The 14667-nt window shown below is 71.0% G+C and carries 14 protein-coding genes; 11 read left to right on the top strand and 3 right to left on the bottom strand.

What is annotated here, in order from left to right; all coding sequences use genetic code 11:
* Nucleotides 1-6 precede the first annotated feature (6 nt).
* Nucleotides 7-2037, top strand: a complete 2031-nt coding sequence (locus tag ACFQRD_RS01205; RefSeq protein ID WP_377803308.1) for an ATP-dependent DNA helicase — start codon at nt 7-9, stop codon at nt 2035-2037.
* Nucleotides 2038-2132: 95 nt separating this feature from the next.
* On the opposite strand, the gene lexA is transcribed toward ACFQRD_RS01205, so the two are convergent.
* Nucleotides 2133-2834, bottom strand: a complete 702-nt coding sequence (gene lexA / locus ACFQRD_RS01200; protein ID WP_377803490.1) for a transcriptional repressor LexA — start codon at nt 2832-2834, stop codon at nt 2133-2135.
* Nucleotides 2835-3007: 173 nt separating this feature from the next.
* Between lexA and ACFQRD_RS01195 the strand changes: the two genes are divergently transcribed.
* Both ACFQRD_RS01195 and nrdR read left to right on the top strand, forming a co-directional pair.
* A complete protein-coding gene (locus ACFQRD_RS01195; RefSeq protein ID WP_377803307.1) occupies nt 3008-3403 on the top strand; it encodes a LysM peptidoglycan-binding domain-containing protein in 396 nt (131 codons plus the stop codon).
* A gap of 49 nt (nt 3404-3452) precedes the next feature.
* Nucleotides 3453-3941, top strand: coding sequence for a transcriptional regulator NrdR (nrdR, locus tag ACFQRD_RS01190; RefSeq protein ID WP_377019007.1), 489 nt, complete (start codon nt 3453-3455; stop codon nt 3939-3941).
* Between the two features lie 201 nt (nt 3942-4142).
* On the opposite strand, the gene ACFQRD_RS01185 is transcribed toward nrdR, so the two are convergent.
* Nucleotides 4143-6389 carry a HelD family protein gene (locus ACFQRD_RS01185; RefSeq protein WP_377803306.1) on the bottom strand — a complete coding sequence of 749 codons (2247 nt, stop codon included), beginning with the start codon at nt 6387-6389 and terminating at the stop codon, nt 4143-4145.
* 153 nt (nt 6390-6542) lie between these two features.
* Here ACFQRD_RS01185 and ACFQRD_RS01180 point away from each other — a divergent pair, with 153 nt between their 5' ends.
* Together ACFQRD_RS01180 and ACFQRD_RS01175 are read left to right on the top strand one after the other, a co-directional pair.
* Complete coding sequence (locus tag ACFQRD_RS01180; RefSeq protein WP_377019009.1) at nt 6543-7517, top strand: proteasome assembly chaperone family protein; 975 nt, start codon at nt 6543-6545, stop codon at nt 7515-7517.
* A gap of 369 nt (nt 7518-7886) precedes the next feature.
* Nucleotides 7887-8090, top strand: a complete 204-nt coding sequence (locus tag ACFQRD_RS01175) for a cold-shock protein (protein WP_010551414.1) — start codon at nt 7887-7889, stop codon at nt 8088-8090.
* A gap of 76 nt (nt 8091-8166) precedes the next feature.
* Here the strand turns inward: ACFQRD_RS01175 and ACFQRD_RS01170 are convergent, their stop codons facing one another.
* Nucleotides 8167-9051 (bottom strand): spermidine synthase, encoded by an 885-nt coding sequence (locus ACFQRD_RS01170; protein WP_377803305.1) that lies wholly within the window; start codon nt 9049-9051, stop codon nt 8167-8169.
* A gap of 202 nt (nt 9052-9253) precedes the next feature.
* On the opposite strand from ACFQRD_RS01170, the gene ACFQRD_RS01165 reads away from it, so the two are divergent.
* The 6 genes from ACFQRD_RS01165 (at nt 9254) to ACFQRD_RS01140 (ending at nt 14665) form a co-directional block, all read left to right on the top strand.
* Entirely contained in the window at nt 9254-9736 is a 483-nt protein-coding gene (locus ACFQRD_RS01165) for an SAV_6107 family HEPN domain-containing protein (protein WP_377019011.1), read from the top strand.
* Between the two features lie 72 nt (nt 9737-9808).
* Entirely contained in the window at nt 9809-11077 is a 1269-nt protein-coding gene (dinB, locus tag ACFQRD_RS01160; RefSeq protein ID WP_377803304.1) for a DNA polymerase IV, read from the top strand.
* Nucleotides 11078-11251: 174 nt separating this feature from the next.
* Nucleotides 11252-11659 carry a DUF3040 domain-containing protein gene (locus ACFQRD_RS01155; RefSeq protein WP_377794387.1) on the top strand — a complete coding sequence of 136 codons (408 nt, stop codon included), beginning with the start codon at nt 11252-11254 and terminating at the stop codon, nt 11657-11659.
* Between the two features lie 834 nt (nt 11660-12493).
* The gene (gene mraZ, locus ACFQRD_RS01150; RefSeq protein WP_377019014.1) at nt 12494-12925 is read left to right on the top strand and encodes a division/cell wall cluster transcriptional repressor MraZ; all 432 of its coding nucleotides are present in this window, start codon (nt 12494-12496) and stop codon (nt 12923-12925) included.
* A 215-nt stretch (nt 12926-13140) separates the two neighbouring features.
* Nucleotides 13141-14136 (top strand): 16S rRNA (cytosine(1402)-N(4))-methyltransferase RsmH, encoded by a 996-nt coding sequence (gene rsmH, locus ACFQRD_RS01145; RefSeq protein ID WP_377019015.1) that lies wholly within the window; start codon nt 13141-13143, stop codon nt 14134-14136.
* Between the two features lies 1 nt (nt 14137).
* Nucleotides 14138-14665 carry a hypothetical protein gene (locus tag ACFQRD_RS01140; RefSeq protein WP_377803303.1) on the top strand — a complete coding sequence of 176 codons (528 nt, stop codon included), beginning with the start codon at nt 14138-14140 and terminating at the stop codon, nt 14663-14665.
* Nucleotides 14666-14667 lie beyond the last annotated feature (2 nt).

The following is a 14667-nucleotide window of genomic DNA, read 5'->3' as shown; positions in this document are numbered from 1 at the left end:
GGAGAGATGACCGCTCTCACTGATCCCGGCACCGCCCCGGGATCCGCCGACATCGAGCTGACCGCCCTGATGGACGCGGCGGTCTCGGCCATCGGCGGGTCGCCGCGGCCGGGTCAGCAGGCCATGGCCGAGGCGGTGGGGACGGCGATGAGCGGCGGTCGCCATTTGCTGGTGCAGGCGGGCACGGGCACCGGCAAGTCCTTGGCCTATCTGGTCCCTGCGCTGCGGCACGCGCTGGTCAGCCGCCGGCCCGTGGTCATCTCCACGGCGACCATCGCGCTGCAGACGCAGATCGTTCGCAAGGACCTGCCGCGGCTCGTCGAGGCCCTCGCCCCGCACCTGCCCCGGACCCCGACCTTCTCGCTGCTGAAGGGACGCGGCAACTACCTGTGCCGCCACAAGATCGACGGCGGCTATCCGGTCGACATCGACCCGGGGGCCCTGTTCGCGGAGGCCTCGACGGACCCCGCCCGCAGCGGCAGCGAACGCCTGGGGGACCAGGTGCGGCGACTGCGCGAGTGGGCGGAGGAGACCGACAGCGGAGACCGCGACTCCCTCGCCGATCCCGTCTCCGACCGCGCCTGGCGCCAGGTCTCCGTCACCGGCTCCCAGTGTCTGGGCGGGACGTGCCCGATGGTGGATTCGTGCTTCGCCGAGCGCAGCCGGGAGCTGGCCCGCGAGGTCGACATCATCGTGACCAACCACGCGCTGCTGGCGATCGATGCCTTCGACAACCACGGCATCATCCCCGAGCACGACGTCGTCGTCTTCGACGAGGCGCATGACCTCTCCGGGCGCGTGACGGGTGCCGTCACCGAGGTGCTCAGCCCCGGGATGCTGCGCGGCACGGTGCGGGACCTGCGCGGGCTGGGTGTGGCCGCCACGGCGCTCGACGACGCCTCCGAGGAACTGCGTGAAGCGCTCGAACTCGCGCCGGACGGCCGAGTGATCGGGGACCTGCCGGACCGGCTCGCCGACGCGATCCAGCAGTTGCGTATCGAGGCCCGTACCGCGCACTCCGACGCCAAGGACGCCGGCGAGGACGGCACCGTCGGCGCGGCGGGGTCCCGCAAGGCCGTGAGGGCGAACCTCCAGGAGATCATCGACGTCTGTGAACGACTGACGTCCCCGGGGGAGGACGACGTGGTCTCGGTCTCGCACTCCCCGGCGACCGGGCGCTCCAGCATCCAGGTCGCGCCGCTCAGCGTGGCCGCGGCCATGCGAGGCGCGATCCTGGAGAGCCGCACTGCCGTTCTCACCTCGGCCACGCTCGCCCTCGGCGGCCGGTTCGAACCCGCTGCCGGAGAGGTGGGCCTTGCGCGAGCGGACCGGATGGAGCCGGACGCCGTCCCGTCGCTGGAGAACTCGAGCGCGTGGGCCGGGCTGGACGTCGGGAGCCCGTTCGCGTACCGCCGCCAGGGCATCCTCTACACCGCGCGCCACCTTCCCCAGCCCGGGCGCGAGGGGCCGTCGCCCGCGATGCTCGACCATCTCACCGATCTGGTCGAGGCTTCGCGCGGGGGAGCGCTGTGCCTGTTCTCCTCCCGGCGTGGGGCCGAGCTCGCCGCGGAGCACGTGCGGGCCCGCCTCGATCTGACGATCGGGGTCCAGGGCGAGGACTCGATGGCCAACCTGGTGCGGATCTTCCGAGACGACGAGGACGCGAGCCTGTTCGGAACGCTCACCCTCTGGCAGGGCGTGGACGTCTCGGGCCGCTCGCTGCGTCTGGTCACCATCGACCGGATCCCCTTCCCGCGCCCCGATGAGCCGCTGACCTCGGCCCGCCAGGAGCGGATCGGTCAGCGCGGGGGCAACGGGTTCATGTCGGTCTCCGCCCAGCACGCCGCGCTGCTGATGGCTCAGGGCGCCGGGCGCCTGATCCGGTCGCACGAGGACCGCGGGATGGTCGCCGTGCTGGATCCGCGACTGGCGACGGCCCGGTACGGAGGATTCCTGCGGGAGTCCATGCCACCGCTGTGGCCGACCTCAGACCCGGAGGTCGCGCTCGGCGCGCTGCGCCGTCTCGCCGAGAGCTGAGCGGCGGAGAGCTGACCGCCGTGGAGAACTGAGCGGCAGAACCGGGGCGACGGGCCTCGACGCGGCGCCACGGGCGGAGCACGTCCTGAGCGGCATCAGACGGCGCGCAGCACCGCCACGACCTTGCCCAGGATCTCGGCGTGGTCCCCGAGGATCGGGGCGAAGGACGGATTGTGCGGCATCAACCAGACGTGGTCGTCACGGCGGGCGAACGTCTTGACGGTGGCCTCGCCGTCGATCATCGCCGCGACGATCTCGCCCTTCTGCGCCTCCTGCTGGCTGCGCACGACCACCCAGTCCCCGTCGCAGATGGCGGCATCGATCATCGAGTCGCCCACGACCTGCAGCAGGAAGAGCTCCCCATCGCCCACCAGGCGCGAGGGCAGGGTGAAGACGTCCTCGATCTGCTCCTCGGCGGTGATGGGGACGCCTGCGGCGATCCGGCCGACCAGGGGGACCGAGACGGAGTTCGCGGAGACCTCCGGAACCGGCGGCGGCTCGGGGGCCCCGTCGTCCTCGGGCAGGAACACCTCCATCGCGCGCGGACGCTTGGGGTCGCGGCGCAGGAACCCCTTGCGCTCGAGGGCCTGCAGCTGATGGGAGACCGACGAGGATGAGGTCAGGCCGACCGCGTCACCGATCTCCCGCATGCTCGGCGGGTACCCGCGCGCGGCGATCGCGGCATTGATGGTCTCCAGCACCAGGCGCTGGCGCCGGGTGAGCCCGGCGGTCGCGGCGTCGGCCAGCGCGTCGCCCCGTGCCCTGGTCGGCTGACTGGGGGTGGGGATGCTCGACATCATCGGGCAGGCCTCCTGGCTTCGTCTGTCGGACCCTCGCGGTTCCGTTGTCCTGTCACCCAGCGTAGGGCGGCACGCACCGGATGCCAAACACCTGTTCGAGGTTTCCCTTGCGTGTCGCGCGGCGATGGGGCTACAGTCGCACACACATTCGATCGAACAGGAGTTCGGACATGCGTACGGAAACAGCCGCTGTTCTCCCCTTCCCGCAGCGCCGCACCGAGCCGGGCGAGGGCGTCGGTCGAGCGAACGTTCGACTCGAGGTCAGTCGCCGCGGGCGCCTCGTGCTGATGATGATCGCCTTCGTGCTCGGCCTGCTGGTGGCCGCCGCTGCGCTGCTCGCCTTCGACGTCCCGTTCGCGCTCGCCGACTCCGAGGACGAGCAGCAGGTCACGGTGACCGTCGAGGCCGGGGACACCCTGTGGGGGTACGCCGAGCAGTACGCTCCGGAGGGGATGAGCCCGCACGAGTTCGTGACCGAGGCGCGCAACCTCAACCATCTGTCCACCGGGCGCATCACCGCCGGCCAGCAGATCGAGCTGCCGGCCGCCGAGGGCGCGGCCCACTGACACTCCGGGTGCCGGCCTGACGTCCGGGACGCGGCGGTATCCTGAGTGGATGCACTGCCCGTTCTGCCGCCATCCCGATTCCCGGGTCGTGGACTCCCGCACGTCGGACGATGGCGCGACCATCCGGCGCCGACGACAGTGCCCGAACTGCTCCCGGCGCTTCTCCACCTCGGAGACCGCATCGCTGTCGGTGCAGAAGCGCTCCGGTGTGAGCGAGCCGTTCAGCCGCGCGAAGGTGATCTCAGGCGTCCGCAAAGCCTGCCAGGGCCGGCCGGTCTCCGATGACGAGCTGGCGATGCTCGCCCAGCGGGTCGAGGAGGACATCCGCGCCAGCGGCCAGGCAGAGGTCGAGGCTCACCAGGTGGGTCTGTCGATCCTGCAGCCTCTCCAGGAACTCGACCTGGTGGCCTACCTCCGGTTCGCGAGCGTCTACCAGGACTTCGACTCGCTCGACGACTTCGATGCGGCGATCGCCCGGCTGCGGGCCGAGGGCGGCGGCACGGCCCGGGGCGCAGCGAGCCCGGCAAGCTCGGACTGACCCGCGGCAGGTGCGGACCGACCGGCGCGAGTGTCGGCTCGAGCCCGATCCGGCGCCTCTCCAGGAGCCCTCGGATCGACGGATTATGTGGACGTGGTTCAGGACCGCGGCCGGCTGTGCATAGGATATCCCTCGTGCACTCACGCAGTGCACACCTGATCGGCGGTCGTGGAGGGGAAGCCACGGCCGCCGATCCCCTTCTCAGGCCGGCTCGATGCCGGGCGGCAGGTCCCGGGCGTGGACGATGCCGAGATGCTGCGTGGTCCGCGTCATCGCGACGTAGAGACCCCCGGCGCCGTGGTCCTCGACCAGCTCGGCCGGCTCGACAATGATCACGCCGTCGAACTCCAGGCCCTTGGCCTCCTGAGCGGTCATCACGGCGACCTCGTCGTCGACACCCGCAGACCCGCCGCCCACGCTGGGCAGGTCCGGGCGCGAACTCAGATCCTTCAGCATGGCAGCCGTCCGCCCCTCGGCCGTGATGACGGCCAGCCGTCCGATCCCGTCGGCGTGCGCGGCGGCGACCGCATCCCCGGCCCGCTGTGCCAGCTCCGGCTCGGCCGCGCGCTCGATGAGGGGGTCCCGATCGCCCTCGCGCACCGAGCTGACCGTTGTCACCGGCAGGTCGTGAGCCGTCGCCATCGCGACCGCTCGATCCATGATCCGGCTCGGAGTGCGGTAGTTCACAGTCAGGCGCTCCACCTGGAGCCGATCCTGCACGTAGGGGCCGAGCGCATCGGACCACGACGCCGTGCCGCCGGCCGAGGAGGTCTGGGCGACGTCGCCGACCACGGTGAACGACTTGGTGGGGGCTCGTCGCATCAGCGCGCGCCAGCTCATCGGGGAGTGCTCCTGCGCTTCGTCCACCACCACGTGTCCGTAGGTCCAGCTGCGCTCGGAGGACGCCCGCTCGGCGAGCGTGCGGCCGTCCCGCAGCTGACTGACCTGGTCGGCGAGGTCCTCGGCGCGCACGATGCCGGAGGTGTCGATGTTCTCGATCACCTTGCGGGCGTAGTCGACGTCGGCCTCGCGCCGGCCGGCGGCCTCGCGGGCACGTGCCTCCGCCGGCGCGGCATCCTCCCCGAGGAGTTCGGCGACCTCGTCGAGCAGCGGGATGTCCTCGACGGTCCACGGGGAGTCCTTGGGGCGCACCAGCACGTCGACCCGGTCGGCCAGCGACCGCGGAGCTGCGGCCCGCAGCCGGTCGGGCCGGGAGAACAGGATCCGCAGGAAACCCTGCGGGGTGTAGGGGAGCCAGGCGAGATTCAGCTGTCGCTTGATCTCGGGGTCATGCCGCAGGTCCGAGAGCAGATCCGGTCGGTCCTCCGGGACGACGGTGTGTCCGCGGGCCTTGAGAGCCTTCTCGTAGCTCTCGACGAGGCGGTCCATGGCGGCTCGCACGAACACGGCGCGGGCGGCGTTGTGGGGCTTGTGGGTGGCACGTGCCTCGCGGCGGGCGGACCGGATCGCATCCCGGGTGAGCGTGAGCGGCGTGCCGTCGATGCGCAGCGTGATGTCGGACGCCGGGACCACCTGGCGCTGCTTGACGGCACGGGCGATCAGCTCGGCCATGGCGACGTCGCCCTTGAGGCGAGCGACGTCATCGGTGTCATGGACGAACGTCTCGATGCCGGGGAAGAGCTCGCCGGGGGTCAGCATGACCACGCCGGATTCTCCGAGGCTCGGCAGCACGCGCTCGATGTAGCGCAGGAACCCCGGGGTGGGGGCCATGATCAGCACGCCGGAATGCTCGAGGCGGCGACGGTGGGTGTACAGCAGGTAGGCGGCGCGGTGCAGGGCTACCGCGGTCTTGCCCGTGCCCGGCCCGCCCTGGACGACGAGGACACCACGGTTCTCGGAGCGGATGATGCGGTCCTGCTCGGACTGGATGGTGGCGACGATGTCCCCCATGCGCCCCGTGCGCTGGCCCGAGACGGCTGCGAGCAGAGCTCCCTCGCCCTGGAGCACCACGTCGTGATCCTCGTTGTCCAGGACCGACTGGTCCAGCACGTCGTCCTCGAGACCGACGACGGTCCGGCCGCGGCTGATCAGGTGCCGGCGCAGGCGCACACCCTGACGGTCGGTGCTGGTGGCCTGGTAGAAGGCGGCCGCCGCAGGTGCGCGCCAGTCCACCAGGAGCTGCTCGCGGTCCGGGGTGAACAGGCCGATCCGGCCGATGTAGCGGCGGGCCTCGTCCTCGGTGTCGAGGCGGCCGAACACGACGCTGCGGGCGACCGAGCGCAGCAGGGCGAGCCGATCCTCGTACAGCGCCATGAACGAGTCGCGCTCGGACCGGTTCTGGTGCGTCGATGCGTGCTGCGAGGCTTGGATCTGGTCGAGATTGCCCTCGACCTGGCCGATCAGTTCATCCAGTCGCTCGTAGAGCCGATCGGCGTAGGCCTGTTCACGCGCGATCTCCCGAGCGATCTGTCCTTCAGCGTCGTCCACGGACCTGTTCCCCCTGACGGTTGATCCTCACGCCCCGCCGCGCCGGGCGGACCCGGGGTCGGCGAAGCACGGTGGTCCATTATGGTGGACGGGTCTGGGTGTGCGTGCCATCCGGTACGTGACATCCAGCCGGCCGCGAGGGAGGAGACGCCGATGCGTGACCCGCGTGACCTGTACCGGTTCGAGTCCGCCGATGTGCTGGCGGCAGTGCCCCGTACCGGTCTGACTCTGGTCCATGCCCTGCCGGGTCTGGTCGATGCGGGCAATGCCTGCAAGATCGCCTCCACGTACCTGCGTGATGAGCTGCGGCATCTGCGGCTCGTCTCGTTCGACATGGACGAGCTGCTGGACTATCGCGGCTCCCGTCCGCAGGCGGTCTTCGACGGGACGTCGTACACGAGCGTCGACGTCCCGGATCTGACTCTGTCGCTGATGTACGACGAGGCGGACCGTCCCTTCCTCTTCCTCGACGGGCCGGAGCCGGACCTCCAGTGGCGCCGGCTCGCCGAGGCGCTGATCGATCTGGTCGAGTTCTTCGAGGTCGAACGCGTGGTCGGGATGCAGGCGGTTCCCATGGCCGTCCCGCACACCCGTCCGATCGGTCTGTTCGCGCACGCCAACGATCCCTCCCTGCTGGGGCGGCCCCAGGCCCAGGGCACGCCCGCCCCCGGCACGAGCATGGGCGACGAGGACGGGGAGTCCTCGGAGATCGTCGTGCCGGCGGCGTTCGGCGCTCTGCTGGAGAACCGGCTCGGCAGTGCGGACCACCCGGCGATGGGATACGCGGCGCAGATCCCGCATTACCTCACCAGGACCGATTTCCCGGCCGGAGCCCTCGCGCTGCTGAGGCGGGTCAGCGGCGCGGCCGGACTCGACCTGCCCCTGGTCCACCTGGGAGATCTCACGGACGCGGCGACCGTCGCCCTGCAGGAGACCCTCGCGCAGAACAGCGAGGTGCGCCAGATCGTCACCGCCCTGGAGGAACAGTACGACTCCACCGGTGAGGACGGCGATTCCACGCCGATCGGGACCACGATGGACCTGCCGACGGCCGAGGAGATCGGGGAGCACTTCGAGCGGTTCCTGGCCGATCACGACGACGGCCCCGAGGATCCGCCCCGGCTGTGAGGACCGGGTCTTCGGGTCCGTGCGCCCCGGGTGCCGCCTGCCCGCACCGAGAGGCCGAAGTCGCCCTTCAGGCGCTCTCTCCCGCGTCGGCTCCGGTGCCAGGGACCCGCTCGGTGCGTCCGGTCGGCACTGCGGAGTTCGTTACGCCTTCGTGACCGTGCGTCGCGGAACTCCGTGTGAACGGGGCCACGGCCGTGACAGAATGGAGGTGTTGCGGTGATGCAGGTCCAGCAGGAAAGTCCGTCGACGGTGCCTCGGCACAGCAGTACGGCATGCACCTGACGCCACCCGCCTCGGCGGGGGACGGCTTCACGCGGCACCGCGATCGCGCTTTGCGATCGTTGATGGACGACACAGAAGGTGACAGGTATGGCACAGGGCTCGGTCAAGTGGTTCAACGCCGAAAAGGGCTACGGATTCATCGAGATCGACGGAGGCGGCGCAGACGTCTTCGTGCACCACAGCAAGATCGACATGGACGGCTACCGCGCCCTCGACGAGGGTCAGCGCGTGGAGTTCGAGGTCAGCCAGGGCGACAAGGGGCCGCAGGCCGAGCAGGTTCGCCCCCTCTGATCCACGGCAACTCCCCGAATCTCACGGGCCGGGCAGGAGCATCGCGCTCCTGCCCGGCCCGTCGTCGTCCGGGCGGTCACCGGGATTGTGCACCGGCCCGCCCCTGGTCCTGGCCCAGGATCTTTCCTGCTCGAGCCAGGGCGGCGACCTGGGACGCCGGTGCCAGCCGTACCGAGACCGCATCCGAACGCAGCGCACGATCGATGCCCTCCGGCAGCGGCTGATCCGAGGCCACCAGGACGCAGTTGCCCCGGCGCTTGCCGGTCAGGTGCGCGGGCTCGGCGATGGCGCCCACGTACCCGAACACGGCCGAGAGGGTCGCGATCTCGTCGGCGAGCAGCCCGGTCCCGGGCGGTGCCGCACAGTTGGCGAGATAGATCCCTCCGCCGCGAAGCACCCGCGCCGCGTGCTCCGCGGCGTGGATGCTTATCAGCGGTTCGGGAGTGACCGGGCCGGAGAACACATCCCGGACCAGCACATCGAAGCGGTCATCGCGCCACGATTCCAGCGCCGTCAGCGCGTCGTCGATGCGCAGGCGCAGCTGCGGCGAGCGCGGCAGGTCGAACCAGGTGCGCACCTGCTTCGCCAGCAGCTCGTCGATCTCCACGACGATCTGCCGGGAACGGGGGTACCGGGAGGCGATGGCCCGCGGCAGCGAGCAGCCGCCCCCGCCCAGGTGGGCGACCTGCAGTGCCCCAGCGGCGACGTCACCCTCGGCCTCGTACTCGGCCGGCCCGCCGAATCCCTCGTCGAGGACGAGCAGCATCCAGCGCATGTACTCGAATACCAGATGCTCGGGATCGGGGTTCAGCTGCGACGAGGGCACCCCGTTGACGTCCAGCAGCACGGAGCCGTCGTTCTCCAGGGTGAGCCGGGCGGTACCCGTGGAGACGGGGATGGCGGTGTCGAGCGGACCGAGGTGCTCGAAGGGGGCGTGGCGCACACGCTGGCGACGGGGCATCGACCCACTGTAGGAGACCTCGGGTCCCGGCGCGCGGCGACCGTTCCTCCCCAATGCTCCGTCCTCCACTCGAAACAGCCGCGCGGCTCATCCGTCGGAGCCCGCCTCTAGCGTTCACAGTACGACGCAGCCACAGCGATCACGCGGATCGCACGGTCGGCTCGACGTGGACCACTCGACGTGGACCAGGAGAGGAGCACCGATGAGCACCACGCAGTCCCGCCGGCGAGGAGACGCCTCCACGCTCTCGGCCGGCTCCCGCAGCCTGCGACTGCGTCTCGCGCACCTGGACCAGGACCAGGCAGATCTCGAACGCGCCCGCGATCTCCTGCGGCAGGGGAGTGCCGCGGCCGCCGACGATCCCCGCGAAGCGTTCGAACTGGTCCACCGCGCAGCGCTGCGTGGGGCGGGCGTGCTGGTCGCCCGCGCCAATCGCGACCGCCGCCGGAAGCTCCCCCTGAATGTGTGGACCGCGCTGGAACGCCTCGGCGGCCCGGACGCGGAGCGCGCGAGCCGCCTGACACCTCTGGTCGCCGAACGGGTCCGTCTGGACCGTGATCCGACGGCGATGCCCGACCCTCAGTTGCTTCGCCAGCATCTCGAGCAGACCGGGGAGCACCTGGAGGAGATCTCCGAGCGCGTCCTCGCCGACCTGCCCGCGCACATGACGGCACTGGCCGGCTGATCCGATCGCCGGCCGCCAGGCGGGTCCCGGCACGGAGGTCCCGAGTAGAGTTCCGGCACGAAGGAGGTGCCGATGGACAGTGCACGCGGTGGACGCGAGGCGGGTGCGGCCGCCGGGGCCGCCCCGGAGGAGATCCCCGGCATCCTGCACCTGGACATGGACGCCTTCTTCGCCTCCGTCGAGGTCCGTGACAATCCCGGCCTGCGCGGCCTTCCCGTCGTGGTCGGGGGATCGGGCGCCCGCGGAGTGGTGGCGGCCGCGAGCTACCCCGCCCGCCGCCGCGGTATCCGCTCGGCCATGGCGATGTCCACGGCGCGGCGCCTGGCTCCGGATCTTGTGATCATCCCGCCCCGTATCGATCGCTACCGCGAGACGTCGGCGCGCGTCATGGAGCTGTTGGCGTCCGTGGTCGCCCAGGTCGAGCAGATCAGCATCGATGAGGCCTTCCTCGACGTCCGCGGCGCGCGTCGGCTCTTCGGGGAGCCCGAGGACATCGCTGTTCTGCTGAGGGGGAAGATCCGCGACGAGCTCGGGCTGCCCAGCTCCGTGGGCGGTTCGGTCTCGCGTCCTGTCGCCAAGATTGCGTCGGCACAGGCCAAGCCCGACGGCATGCTCATCGTGCCCGCGGCGCAGACCGCCGAGTTCCTGGCGCCGTTGCCGGTCTCGGTGATCTCGGGCATCGGCCCGAAGGCCGTGGAGTCCCTGGAGCGGATCGGGGTGCACACCGTCGGTCAGGTCCGCGAGATCCCGCTGACGACGCTGACCCGGGCGCTCGGCCCGCGGGCCGCGGAGGTGGCCAGGCTGGCCGACGGCAGCGATCGCACCGGGCTCGGGCAACGGGTGCGTGATAAGTCGCTGGGCACCGAGCGCACCTGGGACGAGGACCTCACCGATCCAGGAGAAGTGCGCCGGCGGATCACCGTGATGGCCGATGACGTCGCCCGGCAGCTGCGCCGTTCCGGGTTCGTGGCGCGGACCGTGGTGCTCAAGCTCCGCAGTCCCGACGGGACCACGATCACGCGATCCTCGAGCCTGGAGCATCCGACGGCCAGCGGAGAGAGACTGCGCGAACAGGTCGTCGCCCTCTGGGATCGCGAGCGGCACCGGCTGCGCAGGGTCCGTCTGGCCGGGGTGCGGGCCACCCATCTGGAGCCGGCCTCCGGTGTTCCCATCCAGCATGAGCTGACCGCGCGGTCCGCAGGCTGGCACGACCTCGAGGCGGCTATGGACCGCACTCTGGACCGATTCGGGTCCTCGAGTCTCAGCAGGGGCTCCACGCTGGGCCCGCCGCCCGACGGGTCGCAGCAGACCGGGCCGGACCAGGGTTCGGCGCACCCCTGAGCGCAGGCGGCGGCGCCGGTGTCGCGCTGCTCGAGCGCGAGTGTTCCCATTACTCAGGAAGGGGCTCTAAACTGGGTGAACCGCCGACGAGGGCAGTGGTCCACCAGGGCCCCTCCACGATCGGCGGCCGGGGCGCCGACCAGGCGCGAAAGGACGGGGACAAGGAGCGGGACCATGCCGCTGTCTGAACACGAGCAGAAGATGCTCGACGAGATGGAACGTCAGCTCTACGCCGACGATCCGCGCCTCGCGCGCGCTTTCACGCCGGCCAAGAACCCGCGTCGCAACGGGCGCCGGATCGCCATCGGGCTCGGAGGGGTGGTCGTCGGCCTCGGAGTCCTGGTCCTGGCCGTGGCTCTGCCCGCCGTCTGGCTCGGAGTGATCGCCTTCCTGGGGATGCTCGCCGGCGCGATCTACGCGGTCACCGCTCCCGGGTCGTCCACGCAGGATGACGGTTCGTCGGGCAACGGAGGCAACGGCGGATCCGGGCCCGGAGCCCCGCGCGGCGACAACGGTGGCACCTTCATGCGGAAGCTGGAGGAGCGCTGGGAGAAGCGGTCCGGGGACGACCCCCGACTGTGATCCTCTCCGCCCGCGGACTCCCGGGGCTCGATCCCGCCTGCCGGGGCTAGCCGCCGCCTGCCGGATCCTTCCGGTACGGGCTAGCAGCAGCCCGCGGCCGGATCCTGCCCGCAGAAGCTAGCTGCTGCCCGCGTCCGGATCCTGCCCGCAGAAGTTAGCTGCTGCCCGCGTCCGGATCCTGCCCGGCGGTACTCCAGCGACCAGGCGCGGCGCATATCGCCGCGCCTGTGCGTGTCAGTACCGTCCAGCCGGAAACGCCCGCGCAGCACGCCGGTCGAAACGCCCGCGCAGCACGCCGGTCGAAACGCCCGCGCAGCACGCCGGTCGGAGCGCCCGCGCAGCGTGCCGACTGGACCCTGGCAGCGGTTCCCGACGCACTGGGCCCGACGACGCACACCCTGCTCCACCGATGCCCCGGCTCCCTCGAGCCGGGGCATCGTCATGCCCGGCGGGTGCTCCCTCCACGCCACGCCCAGGTGTTTCCCCCGGATTCCCCACATCCCTCCACCGGGGCCCTCCCTCTCGCTCCACCGCCATCCCCGCGTTCCTCCTCGCGCCGGCCGCGGCGCTGTGGCCTGCGACTTTGGTGAACGCGAGGCTCGGGCGTGCCGACGGCGCCCGGTCCCGCCGGGCACTGTGGCGGCCTCGCCAACGCGCCGCGCGGAGATTTCCCCCCACCTTGCACCACGTCTCTGACCTGGATTGATGTGACGAAGCGCCGTTGTTCTGGGGGCAGGGGTAGCGGTATGTGGGGACTAGTGGGGTAAAGTGGAGCGCGTTGGGAGGAGATGGGTTTCGGATCGCACGAGTCACGGTGAGTGAAGGGGGGTCGAGATGTTCCTCGGCACCTTCACGCCCAAGCTCGACGAGAAGGGACGCCTGATCTTCCCGGCCAAGTTCCGCGACGAGCTCGCCTCGGGACTGGTCATGACTCGTGGGCAGGAGCACTGCATCGCCGTGTACCCGCTCGCCGAGTTCCGCCAGAAGCTCGAGGAGGCCCGTCGGGCGCCCACCACCGATCGCCGCACGCGCGACTACCTGCGTGTGCTGCTGTCCGGCGCGGAGGACGTCATCCCGGACAAGCAGGGCCGGATCACCATCCCGGGACATCTGCGCGGTTACGCGGACCTGGACCGGGAGTGCGCCGTCATCGGTGCACTCGACCGGCTCGAGATCTGGTCGCTCCCGGCCTGGGAGCGCTACCTCGAGCAGAAGGAAGAAGGCTTCGCCGAGACCTCCGAAGAGGTGGTCCCCGGCCTGTTCTGAGTTCCGCCCGAGGGACATCCGTCCTGTGAGACCTCTCGTCGTTCCCGCCCCGATGCAACTTCCCCGGCAGCGGGTCGGGAACGACGAGGAATCTGACAGGACGGCACCGCGACCAGGAACCCGGGGCCGACCGGGACGGAGCGATCCGCACCCGGACCACGGCATCCAGAACACGGAACACCGACAGCACACACCGGACCCAGGGGAGGGGTGACATGGACGAGACGCAGCGCGACCTGCCCGCGGAGGACCGGCACGTCCCCGTGCTGCTCGAGACCTCGGTCGAGCTCCTCGCCCCCGCCCTCCAGGAGCCCGGAGCCGTCCACGTCGACGCCACCCTCGGGATGGGCGGCCACGCCGCCGCCGTCCTCCACGCCGCTCCCCAGGCCCGGCTCGTCGGGATCGACCGCGATCCGCAGGCGCTCGAACTCGCCCGCCGTCGGCTGGAGCAGGAGGGGCTGGGGGAGCGGGCCACCCTCGTCCACGCCACCTACGACGAGATCCCCGACGTCCTGGAGGAGCTCGGGCTGCCCGGCGCCCACGGCGTGATGATGGACCTGGGCCTGTCCAGCTTCCAGATCGACACCGCCGAGCGAGGCTTCTCCTACGCGGCCGACGCGCCGCTGGACATGCGGATGGACACCTCATCGGACGGCCCCACCGCCGCTGATCTCCTGCGCGAGCTCCCCGAGGCCGAGATCTCCCGCATCCTCCACGACCTCGGGGACGAGCGCTTCGCCCGCCGTATCGCCCGCCGCATCGTCGAGCGCCGCCAGGAGGCTCCGCTGACCCGCAGCGGCGAGCTGGTCGAGCTGCTGGACCGCGCGGTCCCCGCCGCCTCCAAGGCCAGCGGAGGGCACCCGGCCAAGCGCACCTTCCAGGCGCTGCGGATCGCCGTGAACCAGGAGCTCGAGATCCTCGCCTCCGCGATCGACTCCGCCCTGGACTGCCTGCACGTGGGCGGCCGCATCGTCGTGGAGTCCTACCACTCGGGCGAGGACCGCCTGGTCAAGACCGCCTTCGCGCGACGGACCCGGTCCTCGGCACCCCCCGGACTGCCGGTCGAGCTCGAGGAGCACCGGCCCACCTTCACCCCGCTCGTGCGCGGGGCCCTCCAGGCCGACGAGATCGAGCGCGGATCCAACGCCCGCGCCGGATCCGTCCGGCTCCGCGCACTGACCCGTACCCGATCCGCCGAGGGAGCACACTGAGATGGCCACCACGTCAGCCGTTCACGCCCCCGCCGTCCGCCCGGTCCGCAAGCCCGGGACGAGCGCCGCCCCGAAGCCGCGACTGACCGTCGTCGCCGCCCCGAAGGCCGCCGGCAGTTCGATGCCCTTCACCCTCCTGTGCACCCTGATCGTCGCGGCCACGCTCGCGGCACTGCTGTACATGAACATCCAGATGTCCGGCACCAGCTACGAGATCACTCGGCTGCAGAGCCAGTCCCAGCGGCTGACCGAGGAGCGCCAGGCGCTCGCGGAGACCAATGAACGGCTCGGCACGCCGCAGGAGCTCGAGCGCCAGGCCCGCGAGATCGGCATGGTCCCGGTCACCGATCCGGCATATATCGACCTCGACACGGGCGAGGTCATCGGTGAGGCGTCCCCGTCGGAGCAGACTGAGGGCAATCCGGAACTCAAGGAGGTGCCTGCGGAGGCCGCCGTCCCGCAGGCAGAGATCTACGACGAGCCCGAGAGCTACCACGGCATGGGCAACGAGGGCAACGAGGGAGACTGACC

This window comes from Brachybacterium sp. GCM10030268, from assembly GCF_042666305.1.
Classification (GTDB): domain Bacteria; phylum Actinomycetota; class Actinomycetes; order Actinomycetales; family Dermabacteraceae; genus Brachybacterium.
Note: the sequence above shows the minus strand (reverse complement) of the source record. Positions and strands in the feature narration are given on the sequence as shown.